This window comes from Polynucleobacter sp. MWH-HuK1 (assembly GCF_018881815.1).
Classification (GTDB): domain Bacteria; phylum Pseudomonadota; class Gammaproteobacteria; order Burkholderiales; family Burkholderiaceae; genus Polynucleobacter.
Genome location: NZ_JACVPP010000001.1, coordinates 341,602 through 365,111 on the forward strand (window position 1 = coordinate 341,602; position 23,510 = coordinate 365,111).

General features: G+C 46.1%; 26 protein-coding genes and 1 tRNA gene. 5 read left to right on the plus strand and 22 right to left on the minus strand.

What is annotated here, in order from left to right; genetic code table 11:
- Positions 1–47 precede the first annotated feature (47 nt).
- Together ICE93_RS01775 and ICE93_RS01780 are read right to left on the minus strand one after the other, a co-directional pair.
- Entirely contained in the window at positions 48–698 is a 651-nt protein-coding gene (locus ICE93_RS01775; RefSeq protein ID WP_216184920.1) for a BON domain-containing protein, read from the minus strand.
- A 33-nt stretch (positions 699–731) separates the two neighbouring features.
- Complete coding sequence (locus ICE93_RS01780) at positions 732–1,334, minus strand: phosphoheptose isomerase (protein WP_216184923.1); 603 nt, start codon at positions 1,332–1,334, stop codon at positions 732–734.
- A 103-nt stretch (positions 1,335–1,437) separates the two neighbouring features.
- Between ICE93_RS01780 and rsmI the strand changes: the two genes are divergently transcribed.
- The gene (gene rsmI / locus ICE93_RS01785; protein WP_216184925.1) at positions 1,438–2,331 is read left to right on the plus strand and encodes a 16S rRNA (cytidine(1402)-2'-O)-methyltransferase; all 894 of its coding nucleotides are present in this window, start codon (positions 1,438–1,440) and stop codon (positions 2,329–2,331) included.
- Between the two features lie 51 nt (positions 2,332–2,382).
- Here rsmI and ICE93_RS01790 read toward each other — a convergent pair whose 3' ends face one another.
- Positions 2,383–2,874: a cytochrome c5 family protein gene (locus ICE93_RS01790; protein WP_216184928.1), complete on the minus strand. Its 492-nt coding sequence runs from the start codon at positions 2,872–2,874 to the stop codon at positions 2,383–2,385.
- A gap of 103 nt (positions 2,875–2,977) precedes the next feature.
- Between ICE93_RS01790 and ICE93_RS01795 the strand changes: the two genes are divergently transcribed.
- The 3 genes from ICE93_RS01795 to ICE93_RS01805 all read left to right on the plus strand — a co-directional run bounded on the left by ICE93_RS01795 (position 2,978) and on the right by ICE93_RS01805 (position 4,504).
- A tRNA-Arg gene (locus tag ICE93_RS01795) sits at positions 2,978–3,053 on the plus strand.
- 73 nt (positions 3,054–3,126) lie between these two features.
- Positions 3,127–4,278: a fatty acid desaturase gene (locus tag ICE93_RS01800; protein ID WP_370624618.1), complete on the plus strand. Its 1,152-nt coding sequence runs from the start codon at positions 3,127–3,129 to the stop codon at positions 4,276–4,278.
- A 40-nt stretch (positions 4,279–4,318) separates the two neighbouring features.
- Positions 4,319–4,504 (plus strand): hypothetical protein, encoded by a 186-nt coding sequence (locus ICE93_RS01805; RefSeq protein WP_041396810.1) that lies wholly within the window; start codon positions 4,319–4,321, stop codon positions 4,502–4,504.
- Positions 4,505–4,524: 20 nt separating this feature from the next.
- Here the strand turns inward: ICE93_RS01805 and ICE93_RS01810 are convergent, their stop codons facing one another.
- Positions 4,525–5,169: an MBL fold metallo-hydrolase gene (locus tag ICE93_RS01810; protein WP_216861290.1), complete on the minus strand. Its 645-nt coding sequence runs from the start codon at positions 5,167–5,169 to the stop codon at positions 4,525–4,527.
- 91 nt (positions 5,170–5,260) lie between these two features.
- Between ICE93_RS01810 and gcvH the strand changes: the two genes are divergently transcribed.
- Positions 5,261–5,653, plus strand: a complete 393-nt coding sequence (gcvH, locus tag ICE93_RS01815; protein ID WP_255554440.1) for a glycine cleavage system protein GcvH — start codon at positions 5,261–5,263, stop codon at positions 5,651–5,653.
- A gap of 3 nt (positions 5,654–5,656) precedes the next feature.
- Here the strand turns inward: gcvH and priA are convergent, their stop codons facing one another.
- The 18 genes from priA to ICE93_RS01905 form a co-directional block, all read right to left on the minus strand.
- Positions 5,657–7,780 carry a primosomal protein N' gene (priA, locus tag ICE93_RS01820; protein WP_216184931.1) on the minus strand — a complete coding sequence of 708 codons (2,124 nt, stop codon included), beginning with the start codon at positions 7,778–7,780 and terminating at the stop codon, positions 5,657–5,659.
- 266 nt (positions 7,781–8,046) lie between these two features.
- Positions 8,047–9,165: a uroporphyrinogen decarboxylase gene (hemE, locus tag ICE93_RS01825; RefSeq protein WP_216188203.1), complete on the minus strand. Its 1,119-nt coding sequence runs from the start codon at positions 9,163–9,165 to the stop codon at positions 8,047–8,049.
- A gap of 9 nt (positions 9,166–9,174) precedes the next feature.
- Positions 9,175–9,591 (minus strand): F0F1 ATP synthase subunit epsilon, encoded by a 417-nt coding sequence (locus tag ICE93_RS01830; RefSeq protein ID WP_215400578.1) that lies wholly within the window; start codon positions 9,589–9,591, stop codon positions 9,175–9,177.
- A 12-nt stretch (positions 9,592–9,603) separates the two neighbouring features.
- The gene (atpD, locus tag ICE93_RS01835; protein WP_068947672.1) at positions 9,604–11,004 is read right to left on the minus strand and encodes a F0F1 ATP synthase subunit beta; all 1,401 of its coding nucleotides are present in this window, start codon (positions 11,002–11,004) and stop codon (positions 9,604–9,606) included.
- 55 nt (positions 11,005–11,059) lie between these two features.
- Positions 11,060–11,929, minus strand: a complete 870-nt coding sequence (gene atpG / locus ICE93_RS01840; protein WP_216184934.1) for a F0F1 ATP synthase subunit gamma — start codon at positions 11,927–11,929, stop codon at positions 11,060–11,062.
- A gap of 17 nt (positions 11,930–11,946) precedes the next feature.
- Complete coding sequence (gene atpA, locus ICE93_RS01845) at positions 11,947–13,488, minus strand: F0F1 ATP synthase subunit alpha (protein ID WP_215400575.1); 1,542 nt, start codon at positions 13,486–13,488, stop codon at positions 11,947–11,949.
- A gap of 45 nt (positions 13,489–13,533) precedes the next feature.
- On the minus strand, positions 13,534–14,070 hold the full coding sequence (locus tag ICE93_RS01850; protein ID WP_216184936.1) for a F0F1 ATP synthase subunit delta: 537 nt from the start codon (positions 14,068–14,070) through the stop codon (positions 13,534–13,536).
- 1 nt (position 14,071) lies between these two features.
- Positions 14,072–14,542 carry a F0F1 ATP synthase subunit B gene (locus tag ICE93_RS01855; protein WP_068320057.1) on the minus strand — a complete coding sequence of 157 codons (471 nt, stop codon included), beginning with the start codon at positions 14,540–14,542 and terminating at the stop codon, positions 14,072–14,074.
- Between the two features lie 63 nt (positions 14,543–14,605).
- Entirely contained in the window at positions 14,606–14,872 is a 267-nt protein-coding gene (gene atpE / locus ICE93_RS01860) for a F0F1 ATP synthase subunit C (protein WP_012357116.1), read from the minus strand.
- Positions 14,873–14,917: 45 nt separating this feature from the next.
- Entirely contained in the window at positions 14,918–15,793 is an 876-nt protein-coding gene (atpB, locus tag ICE93_RS01865) for a F0F1 ATP synthase subunit A (protein WP_068320055.1), read from the minus strand.
- 40 nt (positions 15,794–15,833) lie between these two features.
- A complete protein-coding gene (locus ICE93_RS01870) occupies positions 15,834–16,328 on the minus strand; it encodes an ATP synthase subunit I (protein WP_216184939.1) in 495 nt (164 codons plus the stop codon).
- Between the two features lie 68 nt (positions 16,329–16,396).
- Positions 16,397–17,287 carry a ParB/RepB/Spo0J family partition protein gene (locus ICE93_RS01875; RefSeq protein WP_216184941.1) on the minus strand — a complete coding sequence of 297 codons (891 nt, stop codon included), beginning with the start codon at positions 17,285–17,287 and terminating at the stop codon, positions 16,397–16,399.
- Positions 17,288–17,310: 23 nt separating this feature from the next.
- Positions 17,311–18,081: a ParA family protein gene (locus ICE93_RS01880; RefSeq protein ID WP_216184944.1), complete on the minus strand. Its 771-nt coding sequence runs from the start codon at positions 18,079–18,081 to the stop codon at positions 17,311–17,313.
- Positions 18,082–18,100: 19 nt separating this feature from the next.
- Positions 18,101–18,769 carry a 16S rRNA (guanine(527)-N(7))-methyltransferase RsmG gene (rsmG, locus tag ICE93_RS01885; RefSeq protein ID WP_216184947.1) on the minus strand — a complete coding sequence of 223 codons (669 nt, stop codon included), beginning with the start codon at positions 18,767–18,769 and terminating at the stop codon, positions 18,101–18,103.
- Positions 18,762–20,684, minus strand: a complete 1,923-nt coding sequence (gene mnmG / locus ICE93_RS01890) for a tRNA uridine-5-carboxymethylaminomethyl(34) synthesis enzyme MnmG (protein WP_216184951.1) — start codon at positions 20,682–20,684, stop codon at positions 18,762–18,764. The genes rsmG and mnmG overlap by 8 nt, the downstream gene beginning before the upstream one ends.
- 106 nt (positions 20,685–20,790) lie before the next feature.
- Positions 20,791–21,528 carry a TSUP family transporter gene (locus ICE93_RS01895; RefSeq protein WP_216184954.1) on the minus strand — a complete coding sequence of 246 codons (738 nt, stop codon included), beginning with the start codon at positions 21,526–21,528 and terminating at the stop codon, positions 20,791–20,793.
- A gap of 124 nt (positions 21,529–21,652) precedes the next feature.
- Complete coding sequence (locus tag ICE93_RS01900; protein WP_216184957.1) at positions 21,653–22,582, minus strand: branched-chain amino acid ABC transporter permease; 930 nt, start codon at positions 22,580–22,582, stop codon at positions 21,653–21,655.
- Positions 22,583–22,584: 2 nt separating this feature from the next.
- Positions 22,585–23,505, minus strand: a complete 921-nt coding sequence (locus ICE93_RS01905; RefSeq protein ID WP_216184960.1) for a branched-chain amino acid ABC transporter permease — start codon at positions 23,503–23,505, stop codon at positions 22,585–22,587.
- Positions 23,506–23,510: the final 5 nt, after the last annotated feature.

The following is a 23,510-nucleotide window of genomic DNA, read 5'->3' on the forward strand; positions in this document are numbered from 1 at the left end:
TATTTTTACAGACGCTCGCTTTTTAAACATCAACAGCCTTCAATAAATTACTGAAATTTTGGTGGGCTGCTAGGTTGTGTTTGATCGGCCTTGCCTTGTTTTTCTAGGCGCACCTTTTCTTCTTGAGAAATGATGTCGAAGTAAACATAAACATCTTTAACGCCGTTTGTATTGCTGGCTACTTTCTTGGCAATATCCGCCTCGTTTTGCGTCAAGATGCCCATAAGATAAACGCTACTTCCTTCAGCAACTATCGTCATAGAATTCGATGGCAATTGATCGGTAAAGATCATTTGGGTTTTGATTTTTGATTCGAGATAAGAATCATTTGCGCGAGCTGTGTAACTACTGTTCGGCCCAATAATTAATTCATTAAATACAGAACGTGCATTCTTCATGGCCTTAACGTAGGCGCCGGCTTCACCCTTAATATCGGCGTCCTTAACTTCTCCAGTCAGTAAGACCTTTTGATTAAACGATGTGACGTTAATGTGTGCGCTATCTCCGAATTTCTTCGCCAGTGCGTTTCCTGCCTCTAGCTCAATCCCTTTATCGATAGCTTGTACACCAGGTGTGCGGCGATCTGCAAGAACAGCAGACCCAGCTGCAACACCGCCTACTGCGAGCACTCCACATGCTGTCACCTGAGCTGCAATTAACAACACAACAAATAACTTGGCGATAGAGGAAGGTTTCATTGGGATATTTTCTGTGTTGTGTATCTGTAAATTTTAGTCGAGCAAAACATGATCAACTCCATCGCACAAGGAGTGCAGTAAAACTAGGTGGGTCTCCTGAATGCGCGCAGTTCGAGTTGATGGGGCGCATAAATGAATATCATCTTTATCTAACAATTGCGCAATTTTTCCACCACCATTTCCGGTCAACGCAATAATTCTGATGCCCATCTTTTTTGCAGCTTCAATTGCTTTAACAACGTTCTTTGAGTTTCCAGAAGTTGAAATTCCCAAAAGAATGTCGCCCTTTTTTCCAAGCCCGCGAACTTGCTTGCTGAAAACTTCGTCATAGCTGTAATCATTTCCAACCGCAGTCAGAATAGAGGTGTCGGTTGTCAAAGCAATCGCCGCCAACTCTTGACGCTCTCTCTCAAACCGACCGATTAACTCAGCGGCAAAGTGTTGGGCATCGGCAGCAGAGCCGCCATTGCCGCAAGCCATGACCTTACCGCCGGCGCGCAAACATTCCACCATTGCTAATACGCCTAAAGCAACAGAGTCGGGTAACACTTTCTCAGCCTCTTGCTTTACCGCAATGCTATCAAGAAAATGCTGGGAGGCGCGCCTACGTAAACGTTCATTAATATCTTTATCCATATCAATATTATGCGCCAAAGAAAGTCCAATTTCAGCGGCAATAGGCTCATTTCAAAAGCAACGTATTCTCTTGCTAATTACTTAACTTTTTCAGGCAAACCCCATGGAACTTGGCTCATTTGATTTTTTAAAGCAGCAGGATTTGCCTGCTGGGGCTCTTTACATGGTGGCCACACCTATCGGAAATTTGGGTGACATTACTTTACGCGCCCTACACGTATTAAATGCAGTGGATGGAATTGCCTGTGAAGACACTCGGCATAGCGCGGCATTACTCCAGCAATTTGGCATACATAAAAAATGTTTAGCGCTTCATGAGCATAATGAAATCAGTGGGGCTCAAACAGTTATTCAGCATCTCACCAACGGCGAGCGTTGGGCCTACATCTCAGACGCGGGCACACCGGGTGTTTCTGACCCCGGATCAAGACTGGTAAGTGAAGTTCAAAAAGCTGGGTTACGGGCAATACCTATTCCTGGTGCAAGCGCAGTGTCTGGAGCGATTTCAGCGGCAGGATCTGTGATGCATGGCTCAGAAGGTCGATTTCAGTTTTTAGGTTTTTGGCCCAACAAAACAAAAGATCGCGACACCTTCTTGCAAGATATTTCTAGTAGCAAAAAAGCAAGCATCTTTTTTGAATCACCACATCACATCAAAGAGACATTGCTGTTATTAGCAAATCATCTAGAGCCCGATCGTCAGCTTTTGATTTGTCGTGAACTAACCAAAAAATTTGAAGAGATTGTTTCACTTGAGGCGCGCAAAGTTGGCAGCTGGCTTGCAAGCGCAGAGAGCCTTAAAGGCGAATTTGTAATTGTGGTTGCAGGCCGTCCAGCCAAAGGCGATGAGGCACCCGAGCATGCATCGCTATTGTTGTGGGCAAATGCGCTAAGCCCTTATATGGGTAGCAAAGAAATTGCCGCCGTCCTCTCACAAACTCTAGGTCTCACAAAAAAAGAGGCCTATCAAATTGCCTTAGATGCAAAAAACGAATAAGCAAAAATAAAAAGCTGGCATGTAGCCAGCTTTTAGATAAGTACAAAAAAATTATTTAGCGGCAGGTGCTTTTGGCTCTGGTAATTTGCCACCAGCAGAATTTGCCAAATACACAACTGCGCGACCTAACTCGTAGTCACTCACATCAGCAGGAGCGGCGCCACCACGAGCAGGCATAGCGCCTTTGCCTTTAATTACAGAGGTTAGCAAGCCGTCATAGCCCTTATCTAAACGTGAAGCCCATGAACCGGCGTCACCAAATTTTGGGGCACCTGCAGCACCGCTTGCATGACATGCGGCGCAAACCGCCTTATAAACTTGCTCCCCTGTTTGAAGCTCTTTAGGGGTGCTAGCGTCTTTAAAATTTAACTGGGCTACTGGCTTGATCAATTGCTCGGCACTTGCAGACGAATCGCTACGCTTGCCATTGTTTACAAAAACCATTAGCAACAAAATGATGATGAGTGGCACAAAAAAGCTTGCAAACACCATGATGATGAGTTGTTTTGGGGACTTAATCAGACTTCCGTGCTCGTTGCTCATAAGAATTTATCGTTTGACGGGTTTTAGGGTTGTTTTGCCGTGATTATAACTAGAGAGTAGGGTTATAGGCACTTACAATAGACGGGTGGCCAGATTTTCACTGGCGCCCGTAGCTCAGTGGATAGAGTATTGGCCTCCGAAGCCAAGGGTCGCAGGTTCGATTCCTGCCGGGCGCGCCAAAAACAAAGGGGTTTTTGACTTACATCATGCGAAAAATTGCGAAAACCGCTATCATTTGCACCTAACTTATTGATTCTTATCGTGTCTACACATCTAAATTCCGCCCTTTCAGAGCCATCATTGACTAACCCTTTGCCGCCAGAGGCGCCATTGCCGCATCGAAAAATCATTCGAAGCTGGTTAATTCCAATGGCACAAGGCGAAACAGGGCGCGCAGTCATGCTCCTAGTAGTTGATGCCCTTTTATGGCTTGGCTGTATCGCTGGAACCATATTTGTTGAAAGCATTCTGCTAAAAATCGTTTTTGGTGTTATCGCAGGGTTTGTAACAGGTCGCATCTTTATTTTGGGTCATGATGCATGTCACCAAAGCTACACGCCCAATCGTGAGCTTAATAAAATATTGGGTCGCATTGCGTTCTTGCCGTCACTCACACCATATAGCCTGTGGGATGTTGGGCATAACGTTGTGCATCACGGACAAACAAATCTGAAGGGCTTTGACTTCGTTTGGGCGCCGTTATCAAAATCAGAATACGACGCCCTTCCCTCATGGCGTAAGGCTTTAGAGCGCCTTTATCGCAGCGGCTGGGGGCCTGTTTTATACTACTTAATTGAAATTTGGTGGAGACGAGAGTACTTCCCAAATGCAAAAAACAAACCTGGTGATCGCCCAATTTTCCTAAAAGATAATTTGCTTGTTACCGCATTTGCGATTGTTTGGATTGCTTGCTTAATAGCTGGCGCTTTCGCAACTGATCAATCAATTTGGATTGGCTTAATCACTGGTTTCGCGGTTCCATTCTTGTTCTGGAACGGCATGATCGGTTTTGTGGTCTACGTTCATCACACCCATCCAAAGGTCTCTTGGTACGACAAGAAATCTGAGTGGTTGCGCGCTCAGCCATTTGTATCAACAACAGTGCATCTGACTTTTAACTGGATTTGGGGCAAATTGATGCACCACATCATGGAGCACACAGCGCACCACGTAGACATGAGCGTGCCCCTTTATCGCCTGCCAGAAGCCCAGCAAACGCTTGAAACCATCCTTCCAGAGCGTATTTTTGTACAAAAGTTCTCTTGGAGCTGGTATTTCGATACTGCCCGCAAATGCAAGCTCTATGACTTCGAAAACAAGGCTTGGCTAGATTTTGATGGCAATAAGACGGCTGATTCAGTCCGAGTTGTGCTCAGCCCTGCTCCAGCGGGACAAAACGGGTAAAATAGATCACTGTATAAGATTTGCCTTACCCGGATTGCCCATGACTACCTCGACTCCAGCAGCTACCCAAGAAACTTCTCAGAGCCTTAAATTTTGCTCTTCTTGCAGCCGTGAAAAACGACTTGAGGGTGGCACATGGATTCCAACCAGCAATCGCAAGCAACGCTGGATCTGTGCTAGTTGTTTATACAACCGCACACACCGTACCGGTTCTGCAAAAACCTAAACTCACCTGAAGTAAAAGTTTTAAGCGCCATCCCCAACATAGGGATTCGTTTTTCGCTCCTGGCCAAATGTTGACATTGGTCCATGGCCCGGCACAAACTGCACATCATCACCCAGTGGCCACAATTTAGTTTTAATCGCATTAATTAAATCCGCATGATTACCGCGCGGAAAATCCGTCCTACCAATTGAGCCGGCGAATAAGACGTCGCCAACAATTGCCAAACGATCTTCTTTGTCAAAAAAGACTACGTGTCCTGGAGTGTGTCCAGGACAATGAAACACTTCCAAATCAACATTGCCAACTTTTACATGATCGCCATTATTCAACCAACGATTAGGCTCAAAAACTTTGGCATGTCCAAAACCAAAACGCACTGTTTGCTCTGGTAATTGATCAATCCAAAATCGCTCGTCTTCCTGCGGCCCCTCAATAGGCACACCCAGCTGATCAGACAAGTCTTTAGCAGCTGCACAATGATCAAGATGCCCATGAGTTAGTAAGATCTTTTTAACGCTTCCACCCATCTGCTTAACTCCAGCGAGGATCTTCTCAATATCTCCACCTGGATCTACCACCGCTGCATCGCCAGTTTCTTGGCAGACCAAGATAGAGCAATTTTGTTCATAAGGGGTAACCGGAACAATTCCTAATTTGATTGGCATATATAAATTAAGTGGATCAGACAGATAAATGAATTCGTTGAAAGAGCTAGTTTATGTGACTCAGCATAAAATGAGCTCAAAGGATAAAACAATGAACAGCCAAGATACTTTTAAATTTGCAGAAACTCACGAATGGGCGGACCGAGAAGATGATGGCCTAATCTGGGTTGGCATTAGCAACCACGCCCAAGAGGCTCTTGGTGATGTAATGTTCTTTCAGGCACCAAAGCTGGGCCAACAAGTAAAGCAGGGCGAAGCCATTGCAGTGATTGAATCAGTAAAAGCTGCGAGCGATATTCATGCGCCAGTGAGCGGTGAAATTGTTGCGCTCAATGCAGAGATAGATGCAGCACCTGAACTCGTAAATGAAAAGCCTTATGGCGTGTGGCTTTTCAAAATCAAACCCACATCTGATGACAGTCTTGCCACTGATTTAAGCCAGCTCTTAACTTTAGAAAAATATAACGCAGGCCCTGGAGCCTAAAAATTAGATAGAAATTGGATCGCGCTCAATGAGCCAACGAATGCGGCCTTTCTTGCTAATCCGCCCTTGAGAATTCTCCCGCAAATAGCGGTCCATCGCCTCTAAGATCTCTTGTAGATTTTTGCGGTCGTCAGACTCCACCAGGAGTTGAGCACGCTCTGAACCCGCCACCCGCATCATCGTCTTAGGAACAGGGTCATAGAGACGAAGGCCTTTATTTATATGGCCGCTAGACTTTAAATAGCCCTTCAAAGTGCTCAAAAACTGGATTGCTTTATCAAGACTTTTGGCCTCGGCATGGACTAATGCCTGATACGCAAATGGAGGCAGGCCTGCTTCTTTTCTTTCGTTTGCCGTATAGGATAAAAATCCATCGACGTCATGACGTAGTAGAAACTGAAAAACTGCAGCCTCTGGAAATTGGGTTTCGATATATATTGCGCCACCCGTTTCTCCAACTTTGCCAGACCTTCCTGCGCGACCAGCCACTTGGACAAGTTGCGCAAACAATCTTTCTGCAGCTCTAAAGTCTTGTGAAAACAATCTGCTATCGGCATCTAATACGGCAACCAAACCAATATTTTGATAATCATGCCCTTTGGCGATCATCTGGGTACCAACAACGATATCAACATTGCCCTGGTGTATTTCCTGAAAGAGCTCTTCAGCGTCCTTACTTTTTCTGCTTGAATCCGTATCCACCCGCAACACTCTAGCGCCGGGCCACATCTCTTCAATGGAGTCTTCAATCTTTTGGGTGCCTTGCCCTAGGGTCTTGAGATCAGCATTGCCGCACTCAGGGCAATGATTGGGGATGCTCTTAGCCAAGCCACAGTGATGACAACTCAAAACTGATTTTCTGGCTAACGCGCCAGCCTTATGAAGCACCATATATGAACTACATTGCTCACACTTTGAAAGCCAGGAACAAGCACTGCAACTCAACACCGGTGCATAACCCCGTCGGTTGATAAGAATTAAGCTCTGCTGCTCTTTTTCTAAATTCTGAGTGACTGCATGCGCAAGCGTTTTCGTAATCAGACTTTTTGATTTGGCTTTCTCCGCGTCACCCGGACTAAATTGTGTTTGTGGATCACGCGTGTTCACCAAATGCACTTTGGGAAGACTTCCGCCCTGTGCACGCTGATCTAAGCGTATGTAATCATAACGACCTGCCTTGGCAGCCATCCATGTTTCAAGCGATGGCGTGGCAGATGCCAACAAGATCGGCACCTTAAGGTCATGAGCACGCCAAACTGCAAGGTCGCGCGCAGAATAACGAATGCCATCTTGCTGCTTATAGGATGGGTCATGCTCCTCATCTACAACGATAGCGCGTAAATTAGGTAGAGGCGTCAAAGCTGCCAAACGCGTGCCCAAAATAATTTGCGCTTTGCCAGTCATTGCTTCGTACCATGCAATTCCTCTGACCTTTTCACTTACGCCACTGTGAAGTACGACCATTTTTTTTTCTGGGAAATACGCGCGCACTCTACGCTCTAGTTGTGGTGTTAGATTTATCTCGGGAACCAGGAGTAGCGCTTGCGCATTTACGTCATCCAAAATTCCACTGAGCCAATTTAAAAATACCGCAGTCTTTCCACTGCCTGTTTTTCCTTGCAAAAGTATTGCCTTGAATTCATTCGAAGGGCAGGAGCACAATTTGTCTAGAGCGAGTTTTTGTCCTTCGTTTAAATTGCCTTCATCAACATAGCCCTCAATTGCTTCTTGTTTGATTTTTTTCTTTTGCCTTTCTTCGGCTGCAATTAATTTTTTTGGAATTTTTTCCCATTCATCCGGCTTTTTCCACATCTGTGGAATGGTGGGAATGATAGTTTCCCCAAGTCCATGGATGTAGTACTGGCTTGCAAAGTTCATTAGGCGCAGAACTGCGGGATCTAAAGGGGGTAACGGGGCAACCCTAGAGACACTTTTTAATTTATAAATCTCATATTCAGAGTGAGCGCTTACTTTTATAACTACTCCAACGAGTGAGCTGCGACCAAAGGGAACCTCTACCAAGACGCCAATAGTTGGAGGGGCCCCTAACCCCGCATCCCATAAGTAGTCAAAACCCTGGACAAGAGGCTTGTCAACGACGACCTGAACAACGATGGGAGGGGCCATGAATTGCGTCTGATTTCTTATTTAGCTTGTGGATAAGTCTGTGGATATCATCCAAGGATTCTGATTTATAAACTAATTTTTCGGCTTTACTTTTTTGCACCCTTTTAAAGCTTTTTAGTAATTTTGTATATATATCAATAATTTAAAGATGTTTTCGAAAGTAAATTTTCATCTTTAATCGCAATCTCACTGAATTTCGAATTTTGTAGCTAACTGTGCATAACTTTCGCTAAAAATTATGGCGGCAAGTTAGCGGTCACTCAGTATTAAGACTTTGCCCTGAGTGCTCTAGAGCGATTAATAACAGCTTCTGCCAGAGCGGTGACGCTCTCAGGAGGGGTGAACTGAGAAATGCCGTGGCCCAAATTAAATACATGGCCATCTAAAGGATGTAAGCCGAATTTAAGGGCTGGAGCACTCGCCAAGTCCTCAAGAACGAGGCTTGCTTGTTCCGCGATTTGTTTTGGCTCCGCGAACAGAATTAGCGGATCTAAATTGCCTTGCAATGCTAAAGGCTTGTTTAGGGCGAGCAATTGTTTTCTTGCGCGACTAAGTGACATTGTCCAATCGATAGCAATCACGTCGGCACCAACTTGCGCCATGTCATTGAGCCAAATTGCGCCACCTTTAGTAAACATGATCACAGGAATTTTTCTGCCCTCATGCTCACGTCCCAACATGGTAATCACTTTTTGCATAGACGCCAAAGACATCTTTTGATACCAACCATCTGGAAGCATGCCGCCCCAGGTATCAAAAATCATGAGCGCCTGCGCACCTGCTTTTACTTGCTCAGTTAAATAAGCGGCAACGGATTGTGCGTTGATATCCAAGATATGCTGCATCAAGTCAGGGCGACTAAACATCATGGTTTTAGCGTGACGGAAATCATCAGCACTAGAACCATCAATCATATAGCAAGCCAATGTCCATGGGCTTCCAGAGAAGCCAATCAATGGAACTCGTTGCTTACCATCCTGAATCAATGCTTTGCGAATTTCAGAGACAGCATCAAAAACATATTTGAGCTGATCCATGTCAGCTACATGCAATTTCTTAACCGCTTCTTCTGTGCGAAGAGGGCGCTCAAAGCTGGGGCCTTCTCCAGTCGTAAATTTCAAGCCCAATCCCATTGCATCGGGAATGGTCAAAATATCGGAAAACAATATGGCCGCATCCAATGGATAGCGATCCAAAGGCTGAAGCGTTACTTCAGTAGCATAAGCAGGATTTTTTGCGAGCCCTAGGAAACTTCCAGCTCTAGCCCGTGTTGCGTTGTATTCAGGGAGATAGCGGCCGGCTTGGCGCATGAGCCAAAGCGGTGTTTGATCTACCGCTTCGCCCAGGCAGGCCTTTAAAAACCGATCATTTAACAGCAAGGAGATGACCGGCTATTACTTTTTACGACGGAAACGAGCAATTGCAGCCAACTGCGCAGCCGCCATTGCAAACTCAGACTGGGCCAAGGCCAAATCAAAGTCAGTGCCACGATTTTGCATCGCTTCTTCGGCACGTTTCTTAGCTTCAATTGCTTTAGCTTCATCAAGATCATGGCCACGAATAGCAGTATCTGCTAAAACAGTAACGTGATCTGGCTGAACCTCTAAATAGCCACCTGCTACGAAAACAAACTCTTCGTCACCATCAGCTTTTTCAATACGAACTGAGCCTGGACGAATGCGTGTAATCAAAGGAGTGTGGCCGCGCAAAATGCCGAGCTCACCACTTTCGCCAGGAAGAGCTACAAATTTAGCTTCCCCGCTGAAAATAGACTGCTCAGTACTTACTACATCGACGCGTATGGTTGACATAATTTCCCTAGATTAAAGCTTCTTGGCTTTCTCGATGGCTTCATCAATTGAACCCACCATGTAGAACGCTTGCTCTGGCAAGTGATCCAATTCGCCGCTGCAGATCATTTTGAAACCACGGATAGTTTCTTTCAATGGAACGTATTTGCCTGGTGAACCAGTAAACACTTCAGCAACGTGGAAAGGCTGTGACAAGAAACGTTGAATCTTACGAGCACGTGATACAGCCAATTTGTCTTCTGGAGACAATTCGTCCATACCCAAAATCGCAATAATGTCACGCAATTCTTTGTAGCGCTGCAATGTCATCTGTACGTCACGTGCAACTTCATAGTGCTCCTGACCAACTACTTGTGGGTCGAGCTGACGGCTGGTTGAATCTAGTGGATCAACCGCTGGATAAATACCCAATGCAGCGATGTCACGAGACAACACAACTGTGGAGTCTAAGTGCAAGAAGGTTGTAGCTGGTGACGGATCGGTCAAGTCATCCGCAGGAACGTAAACGGCCTGAATAGATGTAACAGAACCGGTCTTAGTAGAAGTAATACGCTCTTGCAATTTACCCATCTCTTCAGCCAATGTAGGTTGGTAACCCACAGCAGAAGGCATACGACCGAGCAACGCAGACACTTCCGTACCTGCCAATGTGTAACGGTAGATGTTGTCAACGAAGAACAAAATGTCACGGCCTTCGTCACGGAACGCTTCAGCCATTGTCAAACCAGTCAACGCAACACGCAAACGATTGCCTGGAGGTTCGTTCATCTGACCAAACACCATCGCCACTTTGTCGATAACGTTAGATTCTTTCATCTCGTGGTAGAAGTCATTACCTTCACGAGTACGCTCACCAACACCGGCAAATACTGACAAACCTGAGTGCTGCTTAGCAATGTTGTTAATCAATTCCATCATGTTCACGGTCTTACCAACACCCGCACCACCGAACAAGCCAACCTTACCGCCTTTAGCGAACGGGCAAACTAAGTCAATAACCTTAATACCTGTTTCGAGCAAGTCAACAGAAGGTGAGAGCTCATCAAACTTAGGTGCTGGCTGGTGAATAGCACGACGCTCTTCAGTAGCAATCGGACCTGCGTCGTCAATTGGGCGACCCAAAACGTCCATGATGCGGCCTAAAGTTGCTGGACCAACTGGCACAGAAATTGGCTTACCTGTGGATTTCACTTCCATACCACGGCGCAAACCATCGCTCGCACCCATGGCAATCGCGCGCACTACGCCGTCGCCGATTTGTTGCTGAACTTCAAAGGTCAAACCTTTTTCAGCAAATGATTTTTCGTTGCTTTCAACTAATGTCAATGCATCATAAATGTTTGGCATTTTGTCGCGTGGGAACTGAATGTCCACCACTGGACCGATACACTGCACGATATTTCCGTTACTCATCGCATTTCTCCGCTTTTAATTCCTGAATTCTTTCGTATTCCTAAACGCCGACCACTTAAACCGCAGCCGCTCCGCCAACAATCTCTGACAACTCTTTAGTAATAGCAGCTTGTCGTGTCTTGTTGTAATCCAATTGCAATTCGCCAATTACGTTCTTCGCATTATCTGAAGCGGCCTTCATTGAGACCATACGTGCAGACTGCTCAGAAGCCATGTTTTCAGCAACAGCCTGATAAATCATTGCTTCAACGTAACGCTTAAGCAGGCCATTCAAGATGGACTCTGCGTCAGGTTCGTAGATGTAATCCCAAGAATTGCCCGTTTTCTCTTCTGGAGTCAAATCTTCTGCTTCCAAAGGCAAGAGTTTTTCTAAAACAGGCTCTTGTTTCATTGCATTTACAAAGCGGGTGTATGCCAAATAAACAGCATCAATCTCGCCACGCTCAAACGCTTCCAATTGGGCAGTAATCGCACCAATCAAAACATCCAAATGCGGCGTATCGCCAATTTGAATTGTTTGAGAAATGAGTTTTGCTTTTGAGCGATTCAAAAATTGCAAACCTTTTGAACCAATTGCGGTATATGCAATCTCAATATTGTTTTCTTGCAAATCGCGCACTTGGTTGGCAATCAAACGCAATACGTTGGTATTTAAACCGCCGCACAAGCCTTTGTCTGTTGTAACCAAAATTGTGCCAACCTTCTTCACTTCACGAGTTGCCATGTAAGCAGGGCGGAACTCAGGATTTGCTTTAGAAAGATTGGCAACAATCTCACGAATTTTTTCCGCATATGGGCGCGCATTACGCATGCGCTCTTGGGCGCGTCGCATTTTGGATGCGGCGACCATTTCCATTGCCTTCGTGATCTTGCGCGTGTTTTGCACGCTCTTGATCTTAGATCGTATCTCTTTTGTGCTTGCCATGATTTATGCGAGCCCTCTTAGAAAGAGGCAGAACGCTTGTAATCCTCAATAGCAGCACGCAAAGCAGCCTCGTCATCTTTGCTCAAGTCTTTAGTCTCTTCAATGCGAGCAACTAAGTCAGCGTATTTAGATTTCAAATGATCTTGCAAACCTTTTTCGAAGGCCAATACGTTCTTCACTTCGAGGTCATCGAAGAAGCCGTTATTTACAGCATAAAGTGATGCAGCCATTTCCCAAACTTGGAGTGGCTTGTATTGAGCTTGCTTACACAATTCAGTAACACGACGACCACGCTCCAACTGCTTACGGGTTGCTTCGTCAAGATCAGATGCGAACTGAGCGAACGCTGCCAATTCACGATATTGCGCTAAGTCGGTACGAATGCCTCCGGACAATTTCTTAATTACTTTAGTTTGTGCAGCACCACCAACTCGGGATACAGAAATACCAGCGTTAATCGCAGGACGAATACCAGCATTGAACAAGTCTGTTTCCAAGAAGATCTGACCGTCAGTAATCGAAATTACGTTGGTAGGAACGAATGCAGAAACGTCACCAGCTTGAGTTTCAATAATCGGCAATGCTGTCAAAGAACCCGTTTTGCCTTTTACTGCGCCGTTAGTGAACTTCTCAACGTACTCAGCATTTACACGAGCAGCGCGCTCGAGCAAGCGTGAGTGGAGATAGAACACGTCACCAGGATAAGCTTCGCGGCCTGGTGGGCGACGGAGCAACAAGGAGATTTGACGATAAGCAACTGCTTGCTTGGTCAAGTCATCGTAAACAATTAAAGCGTCTTCACCGCGATCACGGAAGTATTCGCCCATGGTGCAACCTGCATAAGCAGAGAGGTACTGCATCGCTGCAGACTCAGAAGCACTTGCTGCAACTACTACGGTGTACTCCATCGCGCCCAATTCTGTGAGCTTGCGAACAACGTTAGCAATAGTAGAAGCTTTTTGACCGATCGCCACGTAAACGCAATAAACGCCTTTACCTTTTTGGTTAATGATTGCGTCAACCGCAACAGCTGTCTTACCAGTTTGGCGGTCGCCAATGATCAACTCACGCTGACCACGGCCAATTGGAACCATCGCATCAATCGCCTTCAAACCAGTTTGTACTGGCTGGCTAACAGATTGGCGCGCAATAACGCCAGGAGCAACTTTTTCAATAAAGTCAGTTAACTTGGTGTTGATTGGGCCTTTGCCGTCAATCGGTTGACCGAGCGCGTTTACAACGCGACCGAGCAACTCTGGGCCAACTGGAACCTCCAAAATGCGGCCAGTACATTTAACTGGGTCGCCTTCTTTAATGTGGGTGTATTCACCCAACACTACGGCACCAACAGAATCACGCTCAAGGTTTAACGCGAGGCCGATAGTGTTGTTTGGAAATTCCAACATTTCGCCCTGCATAACGCCTGACAAGCCATGTACGCGGCAAATACCGTCGGTCACTGAAATAACAGTGCCTTCGTTGCGAACTTGGGAGTCAACGCCCAATTCGCTAATTCGGCTTTTGATCAGCTCGCTGATCTCGGAAGGGTTGAGTTGCATTACTTACTCCTGGGTCTTATTTCGTATGTTCTTAATAGGGATCACTTATGCGCCAAGACTTGCTTGCATTTGAGCTAGCTGGGCCTTAACTGAACTATCCATTACTTCGTCGCCAACCTGAATGCGAACTCCGCCAATCAATGCTGGGTCAACTTGAATAGTTGGGCGCAATTCTTTACCCCCAAAGCGCTTCTTCAAACTTGACAACAAATCATTTAACGCAGAACCCTCTAAAGGGAATGCGCTGGTAATGTTTACTTCTGCTGCGCCTTCGCTCTTGTTCTTCATTGCTTCAAATTGCTGTGCAATTTCAGGAACGGCTGCTAAGCGGTGGTTTTGATTTACAAGATTTAAGAAGCTGGCAACTTTGCCATCTAGCTTGGTCTTAACCATGCCAGAAAGTAACTTACTCAAATCATCAGCGGATACTTTTGGATTGTTTGACAAAGCAGCAACTTCTGGCAAAGCAGCTAGCTGTGCCAATTCGTTTAACTGCTCCAAACAACCAGCAAGCTCAGCTGGCTTAGCACTTTGAAAAAGCGCTTCCGCATAAGGACGTGCAATAGTGGCTAAATCAGCCATATCAAAGTTCTGCCTTTAGTTGATCAAGCAATTGGCCGTGGGCTTTTGCATCAATCTCACGACGCAAAATTTGCTCAGCGCCTTTAACAGCGAGAACAGCAACTTCTGCACGCAGCACTTCACGTGCACGCGTTACTTGTTGATCTGCATCTTGCTTAGCTTGAGAAATGATTCGGGCTGCTTCAGCTTGTGCGTTAGCGCGAATTTCATCGGCTGACATTTGTGCACGTTTTTCAGCTTCAGCAACACGTTGTACACCTTCTTGGCGTGCTTTAGTTAATTCTTGCTCAGCTTCATTGCTGGCTAATGCGAGTGCTTCTTTACCGCGCTCGGCAGCAGCTAAACCGTCAGCAATTTTGCTTGAACGCTCATCTAACGCCTTAACAAGCGGTGGCCACACAAAGCGTGCAACAACCCACCATAAGACGAAGAAAACGATCATTTGCGCGAATAGGGTCGCGTTCAGATTCACGATATTCCTTTCAGTATTGTTGAGAACAGTTGGATGACCCCTTGGTCATCCACGCCAAAACAATTACTTAATAACTGCGAGCAGTGGGTTTGCGAAAGCAAACAACATTGCAACACCAACGCCGATCAAGAACGCAGCGTCGATCAAACCAGCCAAAAGGAACATCTTAGTTTGGAGCGGCTCCATCAATTCTGGTTGACGTGCACAAGCTTCGATGTACTTGCCACCCATCAATGCAATACCTAAACAAGCACCGATCGCGCCGAGGCCGATGATGATGCCGATAGCGATTGCTGTGAAACCTTGAATGTTTGCGAGAAATTGTTGCATGTTGCTGACTCCTGAAGTTAAAGAGATAAGTTAAAAATAAAAATCTTAGTGATGGCTATGCGCTTGCCCGATGTAGACCAAAGTCAACATCATAAAAATGAAGGCTTGCAACAAAATAACCAAAATGTGGAAGATGGCCCAAGCTGATCCAGCAATAACATGGCCCACCAATCCGAACAGGGATAAATCTAAATTAAATGTCCACACACTACCTAGCAATGCGATCAACAAGAAAACCAACTCGCCGGCATACATGTTGCCGAAAAGTCGCATTCCCAATGAAACACCCTTAGCAAGATATTCGATGATGTTCAAAGCAAGGTTGAAAGGGGCCAAGTACCACTTGGCGCCAAACGGGGCAGAAACGAGCTCATGCAAGAATCCGCCAAAACCTTTTACTTTGAAGCTATAAAAGAAAACTAATAGTAAGACAGACATAGACATGCCCATCGTTGCATTGAGGTCGGTTGTTGGCACAACTTTATGGTGTGGCACATGCACGCCAAAACTTTCAATGAAATGGTTTACACCCAATACCCAGTCCACCGGCACCAAGTCCAAGGTGTTGAGCAAGATGATCCAAAAGAATACAAATAATGCAAGTGGGGCAATGTAAGAACGATCGCCGTGAACAATGCTCTTGGACTGTGTTTCTGCCATTTCGACAATCATTTCAACGAAGCACTGAAAACGACCCGGTACACCTGGAGTTGCGCGACGTGCCGCGATCAACAAAATAAAAACAGCGAGCAAGCCCATGAGGGATGCCCAAAAAATAGTGTCTAAATTGATAATGCTGAAATCAATAATGGATGTTTGTGGTCCACCTGAATTATTGAGGTTTTGTAAGTGCTCTGAAATGTACGCTGTTGGCGTCATTTGTTCTGCTGCCCCGTGGGCTTGGTTTACTTCGCTAGACATCTTTTAACTAGTCCTTTGTTTCAATCTCAATCGTCACTACTTAGCGCCACAACCACGCCAGCCAAACACACTTCAAGGCAAGCAGGTAAGTCACCAGCAAAGGGACCCAAAGCACGCCCGGGACTAAATACGCAATCCCAATAAACAGCATTAAGGTCACGACGATTTTGATAAATTCACCCGAAACCAATGCCGCTAAAAATCTCCCTGGATTTAATATTTGCGTTTTTTTTGCCAACTCCAACCTTACTAAGAACAGGGTTGTAGGCAAGACGCTAATTAAACCACCTAAAAAGGCCGACTGAGTATAAAGACTTACCCCTACCGGCTCCCCAAAAATTGACCAAAACACCATGCTGATAGCTGTAATCAGCATTTGGACCAACACTATTTTCCATGGTGAAAGCGCTCGGTACTTTGCAGCATTACTTTGCTGCAACGCAACAATCTCTTCCTTGCTGTAGACCCGAATGACTTCTTCATCGGGCTCATCCCACTCAGTTGCCTTGGAAAATTGATTTTTTTGAGGAATCAATTTAGCCCCGAAAGTTTAATGTGTGCACTGCAATATGTCAAAGGCTTTGGGGACATTTTTGCCCTTATTTATGACTCAACGCCCAACTTTTTTAACAAAGAATCTAGCTCGTCGAACTGGCTAAAGCGAATTCTGAGCTCTCCACCCTTACCTTTGAGCTTAAATTCCGTGCTCAAACCGATCAAATCTGCTATTTCCTGGGTTAAACGCTGCATATCTGGATCGGCGCCCTTTGCTGAACTGCCAGGCTTACTTTTAGCTTTTTGGTCGCCTATTTGGCCGCCTGCAATCACCAAAGCAGCAGTCATTCTTTCTGCTTCACGGACTGATAAGCCTTGAGCAGAGATTCTTTGGGCTAGTGCAACCTGGCTAGAGCCTGGAAGAGAGAGTAGCGCACGGGCGTGGCCCATGTCTATGTCGCCAGCGAGCAGCATTGCCTGGACTGGCTTTGCCAGCTGGGCAAGGCGCAGCAAATTGGTAATGGCGCTGCGGGATTTACCCACTGCTTTTGCAGCCTGCTCATGTGTGAAGCCAAATTCCTCGATCAAGCGAGCCAAGCCCTGAGACTCTTCAAGAGGATTTAAGTCCTCGCGCTGCATATTTTCGATCAAGGCCATTGCTGCAGCAGCTTGATCATCTGCACCAGAAACCAAAACAGGAACTTCTTTTAAGCCTGCGATAGTAGCGGCACGAAAACGTCTTTCACCTGCAATGATTTCATATTTGCCGGGTGCCACCAAACGAACTAACAGCGGTTGCATCACGCCTTGTTCACGAATGCTTTCTGCCAATTCTTGTAAAGCACCTGCCTCCATTTTTTGACGTGGCTGATATTTGCCTGCTTGAAGCGCTGTAAGCGGCAAGCGGTTAATGTCAGTTGAAGGGCTTGCTTGTTGAATTTTTTCTCCAAGCAGAGCCTCAAGACCTCTACCCAAACCTTTTTTCTTAATGGCAACCATGATCTATATTTTCTCTTTAAAAATTACATCTGCTTGATGCGTTCAATCATCTCGGCGCCAAACTCTAGATACGCTTTTGCGCCACGCGATGACTTATCAAAAGCCACCCCAGGAAGCCCGTAGGAAGGGGCTTCTGCTAGGCGCACGTTGCGCGGAATAATGGACTTAAAAACTTTATCGCCGAAGTGTTCGAGCAACTGATCGGAGACTTGTTGTTGCAATGTCATGCGCGCATCAAACATCACCCGCAACAAACCAATAATGACTAAATCCGGATTTAAATTTGTGTGCACTTGTTTGATGGTGTTAACCAAATCAGACAAGCCCTCCAATGCAAAATATTCACATTGCATAGGAACAATCACACCATTTGCTGCGCACAATCCATTAAGAGTTAATAAAGATAGGGCAGGTGGACAATCGATCAAAATAAAATCGTAGTCATCAGCGACTTGCGCAAGCGCATCCTTCAGTCGCACTTCGCGCAAATCCAAATCTACTAATTCAATTTCAGCTCCAGCCAAATCACGATTGGCTGGCAATACGTCATAGCCTGAACTTTCGCAACGTTGAGCACAATCTTTAACAGATGCCATGCCAATCAACACTTGATAGACGCTAGTATTTAATTCTGCCTTTTCAACTCCAGAACCCATAGTTGCATTGCCTTGGGGGTCTAAGTCAACCAATAAAACGCGCTGTTTCAGACCCGCCAAGCCTGCAGCCAAATTAACAGCGGTCGTGGTCTTGCCAACGCCACCTTTTTGATTTGCGATACAGAATATTTTTGCCATAGCTACCTTTGGATCTACCTTAAGGGGTGAGGGTGGATTTTCTCACGGGGGCCAACACCAAAAGACGTCGCTCCACCGCTAAATTAGGAATATGAAGGGGCTCATCTGCGACTAAGCGCCACTCCTCCATAGAAACATCTTTCATTTCATCGTCTGCACGCTTAGCCTTCATTGCGAATACCAGGCCATCGGGCTTTAGGAAAGGCAGTGACAAATCTAAAAAGCGTGCCAGGTTGGTAAATGCACGAGAAATGACTGCGTCAAACTGTGCGGGTTGCTGCACCGCAGCATCTTCCACTCGCTCACAGAGCACTTCAATGTTTTTTAGCTTTAACTTTCCGCGCACATGCTGTAGGAATGCCGTCTTTTTACGTATGGCTTCAATCAAAGAAAGTTGCCACCCCGTCTGAACAATCGCAATCGGAATTGCCGGCAAGCCACCACCCGAACCGAGATCTGCAATCCTGGGTGACGGCCCAGACAAAAACTGCCTGAGAACAGGTAAAACGGCAATAGAATCAATGAGATGGAGCCGTACAGAATCTTTTTCGCCCTCAATTGCTGTGAGATTATGAACCTGGTTCCAGCGGCCCATTTCTTGTAGAAATAGCTCTAAATCTGCGATATTGGTCGCACTTAATTTGAGGCCAAGATCCTCAATTCCTAAAGCAAGGAGCCCCTCACTCATGCGCTTCTTGAGTGCGCCCCAAGCCCTTTTTTAGGTGCACCAACAAAAGGGAAAGGGCTGCGGGAGTCACTCCTGAAATACGACCAGCTTGACCCAATGTTTCGGGTTTATGCAAGTTGAGCTTTTGTTGTACCTCTTTGGATAAACCAATAACCTGCGAATAATCGAGCGATTCCGGAAGAGGAAATGTCTCATTGTGCTCTTGGCGAGCAATTTCAGTCGCTTGACGCTCGATATAGCCCTGATACTTCACAGAAATCTCTACTTGGTCGCTTATTTGAGCAGCCAACCCAAGATCTTCATCCAAAGATTCTGGGGCCCACATTCCATCGCCTAGGGCAGTAATTGCCTCATAAGTAATTCCTGGGCGCCTTAAAAGCTCAGCCAAACTACATTCATGGGAAAGGTCTTGTCCCAATAATTGGGAAACAAAGGGGGCAGCCTCGCTCTTAGGGCCCACCCAAATATTTTGCAAACGAGATGTTTCACGTGAAACAGCCTCCTGTTTTCTACAAAACACTTCCCAGCGATGGTTGTCAACCAAGCCCATCTCGCGCCCAATAGCAGTCAAACGCATATCAGCGTTATCTTCCCGTAAGCTCAAGCGATATTCGGCACGGCTTGTAAACATGCGATACGGCTCCTGAACACCACGAGTGATTAGATCATCGACCAAAACACCTATGTAAGACTCGCTTCGCTTAGGCAGCCAAGGCTCTTTGCCTTTAGCAGCTAAACCAGCGTTGATACCAGCCAACATGCCCTGCGCAGCAGCCTCTTCATAACCCGTGGTGCCGTTAATCTGGCCCGCAAAGTAAAGGCCGCCAATAACCCTAGTCTCTAAACTATGGCGCAATTGGCGCGGATCAAAGAAGTCATACTCAATGGCATAGCCGGGACGCACAATCACCGCAGACTCCATCCCCCGAATGCTTCTAACCAAATCCCACTGCACATCAAAAGGCAAACTAGTCGAGATTCCGTTTGGATAAAACTCGTTAGTTGTAAGGCCCTCAGGCTCGAGGAATATCTGATGACTGTTTCGAGAGGCAAAGCGGTGAATCTTGTCTTCGATAGAGGGGCAGTAGCGCGGTCCAACACCCTCAATCACCCCGGTATACATTGGTGAACGGTCTAAACCACTGCGAATAATGTCGTGAGTTCTCTCATTCGTATGGGAAATCCAGCAAGGGGCCTGTTTGGGATGCTGCTCGGGACGACCCAAATACGAAAACACTGGAACAGGGTCTAAATCCCCAGGTTGCTCCAACATTACCGAGAAATCAATCGTTCTGCCATCAATGCGGGGCGGGGTACCGGTTTTAAGTCTGCCCTGAGGAAGCTTTAACTCTTTTAACCTCGCAGACAAAGAAACTGCTGCCGGATCACCAGCGCGACCACCAGCATAATTATTTAATCCAACGTGGATCTTTCCATCCAAAAAGGTGCCCGCTGTAAGCACTACCTTTTTAGCCATAAACTCCAGGCCCATTTGGGTAACAACACCCTGCACATCATCGCCGTTTACCAACAGGTCATCAACCGCGGCCTGAAATAGGCTTAAATTAGGCTGGTTTTCTAAACGACGGCGAATTGCCGCCTTATATAGAACGCGATCGCCCTGGGCGCGGGTAGCCCGCACGGCAGGTCCTTTGCTTGAATTAAGGATTCGAAACTGAATGCCGGCCTCGTCAGTGGCAGCAGCCATTGCGCCACCCATCGCATCAATTTCTTTTACTAGGTGGCCTTTACCAATCCCGCCAATGGAGGGGTTGCAGCTCATTGCGCCTAGGTTTTCGATACTATGGGTAATAAGAAGCGTATCGCAACCCATGCGTGCTGAGGCAAGGGCAGCCTCAGTCCCAGCGTGACCGCCGCCAACCACAATGACATCGAAATTTTTGGAATAACGCATGATTTGCCTCAGATAGGGCGATGATCATAGCATTTTGTTTGTTTCACGTGAAACAAAACACCACAAATATCTAGAAAACTAAAAGGTAAATTTCTAAGTAATTGATTTAATTGAAAAAATAGGCGTCCCAGGCGGACTTCAAAATTAGCACACTCACAATAAGCAGAAAAGCCTTTCTAACAAAAGTGCTGCCATGCTTAATTGCTAGACGACTTCCGAACTGGCTACCCGCAATATTGGCCGCCATCATAACCAAGCCCAAGGGCCAATTAATTTGGCCCAAGCTGGCCAGCATCAAAATAGCAGCAAAGTTTGTTGCAACATTTACCAACTTTGTTGCGGCAGATGCATGCAAAAAATCAAAGCCAAAAAACCGCACAAATCCAAACAATAAAAAACTGCCGGTTCCAGGCCCAAAGAAGCCATCATAAAAACCAATGGTTAAACCAAGAATTACCCCCTTGGTCTGTTGAAAGCGCCCAATAATTTTTGGCGCGTGAGCCTCGCCAAGAGAGGGCTGAAACCAGGTGTACAACAACAGAAATAACAGTACAAATGGCAAAGCCTTGCGAAGTGGTTCTGCCGGAAAATTGCTTACCGCATTAGCGCCCAACAATGAACCAACAAAACCCGCAACAATTGCGGGCCCAACAACAGCCCATGGCAAAGACACATGCCGCAAATATTTACGCGCGGCATTGAGCGTTCCCCCAACTGCAGACACTTTATTGGTCGATAGCAGGGTTGCAGGGGGCGCTTCTGGATAGGCCGCAAAAAGGGCGGGAACCTGAATTAGGCCGCCCCCACCAGCCACCGCATCAACCAGGCCGGCAAAAAAAGCCATTGCTAAAAGCAATGGCCAGATATAAATTGAAAATTCGATGAGAGTCTCTTTTAATTAAATGGGTGTGACGCAATTAAAAATTGACGTCACACAGAAACCAAATAATAAAAGGAAAAAACAAAAATTAGTTTTTGTTTTTGAAGTGCGCAGCGATTTCACCAACAACACCGCGACGGAAGGCTAGAACGCAAATTACAAAAATAAATCCGGTGGCAATTGTGCTCCAAGAGCCAATATTAGCCAGATAGTTTTGTAAACCCACAACAATTCCTGCGCCAACCACCGGACCAAGAATGGTGCCCATTCCTCCAAGCAAAGTCATCAATACAACTTCACCCGACATATGCCAATGAACGTCAGTGAGCGTTGCCAACTGAAACACCAAAGACTTCATCGATCCAGCAAGACCAGCTAATGCCGCAGAAATAACAAACGACATTAATTTAAATCGATCGACGTCATAACCCAAAGAAATTGCCCGCGGCTCATTCTCGCGAATAGCTTTGAGCACCTGGCCAAACGGGGAGTGAACCGCACGCATGATCAAAGCGAAGCCAAATAAGAAAACGGCCAACACAAAGTAATACATCGCCACATCATTTTTTAGGTCAATAAAGCCAAATAATATTCCACGAGGTACGCCTTGAATACCATCCTCACCACCAGTAAAAGGCAGTTGAACGGCTAAAAAGTAAATCATTTGCGAAAGCGCCAAGGTCACCATCGCAAAGTAAATGCCTTGCCTGCGAATCGCCAAGGAGCCGATTAAGAAACCTAGAACTCCGGAGCCAGCAACTCCCAAAATAATACCCAGCTCAGGGGAAAGGCCGGCCTCCTTACAAAAGTAAGCAGTGATGTAGGCGGCCGTTCCAAAGAATGCTGCATGACCAAAAGATAGCAGGCCTGTAAAACCCAGAAGCAAATTAAATGCGCATGCAAACAATGCGAAACACAAAACCTTCATCGCAAACACAAGATAAATAAAATCTTGGAACGGCAATAACAGTCCAATAAGGACCAAAATTCCGTAAAGTAATTTTGTTTTTGGGTTCATGCTTATTTCTCCCGCCCAAACAGTCCAGCAGGACGAACCAACAAAACAATTGCCATGATCACAAAAATCACAACGCCAGAAGCTTCTGGGTAAAAGACTTTAGTAAGACCCTCAATCAAGCCCAAACCTAAACCAGTCAAAATGGCGCCCATAATGGAGCCCATGCCGCCAATGACCACCACCGCAAAAACAACGATGATGAGATTGGAGCCCATTAATGGATTTACTTGAAAAATAGGAGCAGCTAAAACACCAGCAAAACCAGCCAAGCCAACGCCATAGGCGTAAGCCAACGAAATCATTAGGGGGACATTAATACCGAAAGCCTGTAGTAATTTAGGATTTTCGGTTCCAGCACGCAAATAGGCGCCCAACTTTGTTCTTTCAATCACGTACCAGGTAGAGAAACAAACCACCAAAGAAATAATCACCACCCACACACGATACTTCGGCAAAATAATACCAAGAGACTCCAGTGGAATGGCGCCCTGCAACATCTCTGGGGCTGGATAGCTCTCACCAGAGATTCCGTACCAATGACGGAACATGCCCTCAATAATGAGCGCCAAACCAAAGGTCAGCAGAAGACCGTATAAATGGTCTAAGTGATACAGACGGCGCAGCATCGTGCGCTCAAGAATTAAACCGAAACCCGCCAAAACCAACGGGACAATAATTAAAGCAAACCAATAATTGATTGATAGTTCAGGAAAGCCAAGCCATTGGCTGATTTGAGTTAAACCAATCCAAGCAATAAATGCACCCATGGTGTACTGAGCACCATGCGCAAAATTAATGATGTTGAGAAGGCCAAAGATGATGGCCAATCCCAAACTCAATATGGCATAGAAAGAGCCATTAATAAGCCCCACCAAGAGCTGGGCTACCAGCCCTTGAGGGGTAATTCCAAGAAGTTCAAACATACTTA